The organism is Rhodococcus sp. (in: high G+C Gram-positive bacteria) (assembly GCF_049286785.1).
GTDB lineage: Bacteria > Actinomycetota > Actinomycetes > Mycobacteriales > Mycobacteriaceae > Rhodococcus_F.
Genome location: NZ_JBAQEO010000901.1, coordinates 1 through 4,607, shown reverse-complemented (window position 1 = coordinate 4,607; position 4,607 = coordinate 1). Strand labels below are relative to the sequence as shown.

Genomic DNA, 4,607 nt, shown 5'->3' with positions numbered 1-4,607 from the left:
CCGCAACGGTGGTGCATCCTGAGTTGTATCGTCTGCCATAGCTGGGAAGCTCCTGATTCCTGGTGAGGGGACCCGCCAACGGGAGGTGCAACTCCCGGCGGGCCCCGTTGCGGGGGTTTCGCGGTCGGCGGCCGGTGTTGCGTGCGCCGCCAGAAACACTCGCTGCGCTGGTCTTCGACCCGTCCTTCGCAGAGTGGCGATTCTTGCTCGCCCACAGCACAAACGGAAGTACGGAAGTACGGAAGTACGGAAGTACGCCCGGTTACCGTCTTGCGTGTATTTCCTGCTTGATCTGCTGGCCAAGATTTGGATCGGAGAGCATTTTCTCGACGAGTGCAACGAGTACTTCCTGTGCGGTTACCCGTGCGACGCCTAGTTCTCTTGCCGCCGATCGCTGCCAGTCCGCGAGCCGGTCGTTCTGGTCCGGAGAGAGATCGACGTTCTTCCGGATACTCCGCTGCAACGGAGCGATGACCTGAGCCGGCCTGCTGACTGGCGTTGCATCATGATGCTTCGGTGTTGCGTTGTCCGCTGTTGCGGGTTCGCTCGGGCCCTTCGGTTCGGGCTGCTGTGGTGTCGCGGGTTTCTTTGGCGCGGCTACGGTCCGGGCCTTGGTGGCACTCGCTCGAATGCGGTCAGCTGCGTTGCTCATGCCGCTTCCCGTCCCTCGAGGGTGAGGAGTTCCTCTACGGCGTCGCCGTATGCCGTGTTTGCTGCGTTCTCGATGGGCATTCCGTAGGACTGAGCGAACCGCTCGAGACGTCCGACTGTCGGCTTGAGAACGTGGTCTCCCTCTTCTGTAATCAGATCCCGATAGACCTCGGTTGATGCTGCGTTGGCAATAGTGCGCGTGAAGAGGACCGCGAAGACGGGAGGCTCCCCGTCGCGGAGGTCACTGGCGTCCGCAAGTAGCTGCCGGACCGCAGGGAGACGGGAGTACTCCATGCCGGTCGGTGCGATCGGACAGACCACATGAGTGGCTATGCGGAATGCCGATAAGACGATCCCCCGCTGTTCCTTCATCGGAGGTGTGTCGATGACGACGACGTCGTATTGGTTCTGGACGATCCCAGGCAACTGCTTGTGCAGATTAGCTACTGGCATCCCGATGACAGGGAACGGCCAATCGCCGAGCGCCTGCCAGTTCAGGAGGGATTCGTTCTCGCCGTCAGCATCTACTCCGAGCACCCGGAGGCCGGCCTCGTGAAACGCATGCGCGAGGAAGGCCGCCGAGGTGGTCTTTGTCGAACCTCCTTTGAGGTTCCCGACTGTGATGATCAGCATTTTTGCACCTTCCGAGGGGTGCGGGGATCAGCTAGTCCGTATCTACGGGAATCCGTAAATACGGCTTCCCATTCGGATTGCAATTCTCCGCGTTTCCGTGGCTCCGCATTTACGTATTTCCGTATCTACGGGCTTGCGCGTATCAGCGTACACGCGGATACGGCGCCACGGATCTAAGGACACGCGGAAAACCGTAGATTCGCCTATCCGCAACTCAGGAAATCCGTTGTCGCGGACCTACGACAACACTGATATACGGAAACGCGGGTTCACGGACTCCCGGACACGGCCTCAAGCCGAGAGGGCCCCGCAACTCCGCAACTACGGATGTACGGATGTACGGGTGTACGGGTGGAGGTCCGACTCGCGCGAGGCAAGGGCGCAGATTCCGTATATCCGCATTGACGGATATACGGATCGAAGACGATCGCGGGCGCTGACCAGGCAAGAATCGCCACAACAATCCGTAAAGACGGATATCCGCATCTTCGAACCGGCTTATCCGGCCCTTTCTCCGCACGCTGGAATGGATTCCTGGGCGACAATATGACCCTCCGCCCGGTGTGCTGTTCATGTCTCGACATGGTCGTGGGCACCTGTCGTGCTACGAGGGGTTCCGGTACCGCGTGCGGGTGGACCAGACCCCATCCTGATCACAGCGGGGGAGACCATGCCTCTGCGGCCGCTCGATGTCGCGCAGATTGTCTGCGTCAGCCACGGGTGGATCACGGGTGGATGCTGAGTCACGCAGGGACAGAGCGCGCGGGAGCGCTGAGCGACGAACTGAAGGAGGGAACTCAGGCCTTGGTTCGGACAACGATGAGGTTGGCCGACGACCTCAAATGATATCGCCGCGAATAATCCTGAGGGCCGACACGATCTAGGGCGTGCACTGAGGACGTCGTCACCACTGCCCGGACCATTCCCTCGGCCTGCGGGCGGCATGCGCAAGATCAGCTTTCCTGGGGATCCTGTCACCCCCACTTGCCTGATCGGGACCAATCGACGGTCACGCGGCGGACCGGCCTGCCGAAGTGGACCGGGTTACGACCGTCCGGGCAGTGGTGTAGTCGGCCTTCCCGTTCGCTCTGGTGGGGAACCGCCCGTAACGGACGCGGGCCGGTGCGGAGATCGGGAGCGAGAGCGTGTTGTCTGCGCTGTTCCTCCGAGCTGCGCCGGACTTCTTACCCGGTGTGGTCCGCCATTGCTGCTCTTCGTTCCACCAGTTAAAGAGCTCGCGGTCGACTAAGTGTCGTGAGGCACGCCGGGCGTTGATTCCTGCGACGCCGAGGGCCTTCGCGACGATCTCGAATAGTTGGAGCAGCTTCTCCCCGTCCGCTGTCACATCGAGCAGGCCCGCTGTATGCAGACGTTTCAGTGCTCGTGCAACGAACGCCGCACTGTAACCAGTCCGTTCCGACAACAGGTTTAGGTCCTCTACCCCGGACCTATAAAACCAGTGAACGCGTGCGGTGGCGGCACCAAGTCCTCCGTCTCTCGACGGGCTCCATAGATCGTGAGCGTGATGGGTCGGGAGGGAGAGCCCTAGGCGGGGGGCGGGTTCCCCTTGTGTTGCACGAGAAATGTCTACGCCGACATCGGATGGCAGGTTGAGAGTCCATGTCGCAGCTCGAGTCCCAGAGCTGGGCGTTGTCAGGGTGACCCAGCCTTCCTGTGCCAGCACACGAAGCCTCCGCGACACTGTGGAGGCGTCGAGGGCGCACGTCTGTGCGAGACGGCGGCAGTCGATGTCGAGGACCCGCGTTCGGGCGGTGCGCGCCAGTTCGGTCAGTGCGTGCAGGATCCGCTCATCACTCGCGCCTCCGCGCCGGCCCCAGTGCGCCGCTGTCACGGCGAGGGCATGTTCAATGCTGTCGAGTTCGTCGTCGATCGGCTCACGGGGTGTTTTTCCGGGGTGAGCGGTGAACGTAGCGGCGCGCGCGACGGCTCGTGACCACTGGCGTTCGGTGTCGCCGCGGCCGTGGGCCGCGTCTTCGCGAAGCCGAACCAGTCCGGGGGCTGAGGCGACGGCGGCTCTGGCGTCGTCCAGCGTGTACCCGGCCCGAGCCATGGACAGGAAGATCGTGTGGGCTAGCGCGCTACGGTCGGTGCCGGGCACCGGCGCGGCATTGAGTAGGGCCGCTGTGCGGTGGGGAAGTGGTCGGCGGGGGCGGTCGAGCCGAGGACCTGCGGAGTCTTCCACGATTCGCTGTGCGGGCGAACGAGGTGCCTGTGGCGGCGGTTGGTGGACGGCGTGGGGATGCCGTGCGATGAGCCAGGGGACGACTTCTGGTGTGGTTCCGCGGCCGACCTCATCGAGCGCGGCCGCGAGCGCCCGACCCTGCAGGTGTGGTGTCGATCGTCCTCCCGCTCGATGGGGCGATCCTGGCGGGCGCACTGCGCCGGTGGCTGGATTCGTGAGGGCGGAGGTGTCGAGTGTGGGGTAGTGCTGGCTGAGGGCATGAGCGAGTCGACGGACCACGTCCGGGCTCGCACCGGCTTCGGTAAGACGGATCCACACGTGCTGCCCACCGGTAGGTCCCGAGTGGGTGCGTAAGTGCGCTACTCCCAGCTCGGTGAGCTGTGAGGCGAGCCGGGCCGAATCGGCGAGGGCAATCTCGCGACCATGGCGGGCGCTGTCGAAGTCGAACCCGAGCAGACGAAACCGCTGGTCAGATCCTGCCAGGTAGACGGCCCAAGGAAACTCTGGCCGCTGCGCGGGGATGGCCACCGTGGCGCTGTAGCTATGTGTTCGGTCTGGGTCGACCCGTACTCGTCGCCGCGGAGACCACATACGAGTACACGTGTCGTATAGCTGCGCGTTCACTGCGCCACCACCAACAGGCTGGGTGACACGCGCAGGAATGATTGAACCTTCATCAGGGTGTGCTGATACCCTGGGCTCTGTCCGCAAGACAGTCCCTTCGGGGAAATGCAGTACCGCTGAGAAACGAGCTGCTAACTCGGGTCTCACCAACTTTGGAAACCCTCGGCCTGCCCGCCGGGGGTTTTCAGGTTTTGGTAGCTGTACCGCTAGGGATAAGAGTGCTGATGCACCCTATTATTCTAAACACCTTTTAGGTGTGCGGCGAGTCTCGCCGCCAACGGCCACCGTCAACTAGCCAGGGAGATCACCCCCTGCTCTCCGCCACCACTTGTGGACGGCGACTCGAGCTCGCGGCGAAGCGCGGCTTCATAGAATGCGCGCTTGGAGATACCTCGTTCCCTAACTGCTCGGTCGACGCGTTCGATCAGAGTTTCCTCGATACCGACGCCGATTCGCTTCCATGGTGGTGTGTACGGCTCAGCTGGCATGGATATAG

At 62.9% G+C, this 4,607-nt stretch carries 3 protein-coding genes; all 3 read right to left on the bottom strand.

Annotated elements, in window-relative coordinates; genetic code table 11:
• Nucleotides 1-648 precede the first annotated feature (648 nt).
• The gene (locus WAW17_RS32430; RefSeq protein ID WP_422336927.1) at nt 649-1,284 is read right to left on the bottom strand and encodes an AAA family ATPase; all 636 of its coding nucleotides are present in this window, start codon (nt 1,282-1,284) and stop codon (nt 649-651) included.
• A 1,009-nt stretch (nt 1,285-2,293) separates the two neighbouring features.
• Nucleotides 2,294-4,015: a hypothetical protein gene (locus tag WAW17_RS32425; RefSeq protein ID WP_422336926.1), complete on the bottom strand. Its 1,722-nt coding sequence runs from the start codon at nt 4,013-4,015 to the stop codon at nt 2,294-2,296.
• 383 nt (nt 4,016-4,398) lie between these two features.
• Nucleotides 4,399-4,607: hypothetical protein (locus WAW17_RS32420; protein WP_422336925.1), on the bottom strand; the 209-nt coding region annotated here is incomplete at its 5' end.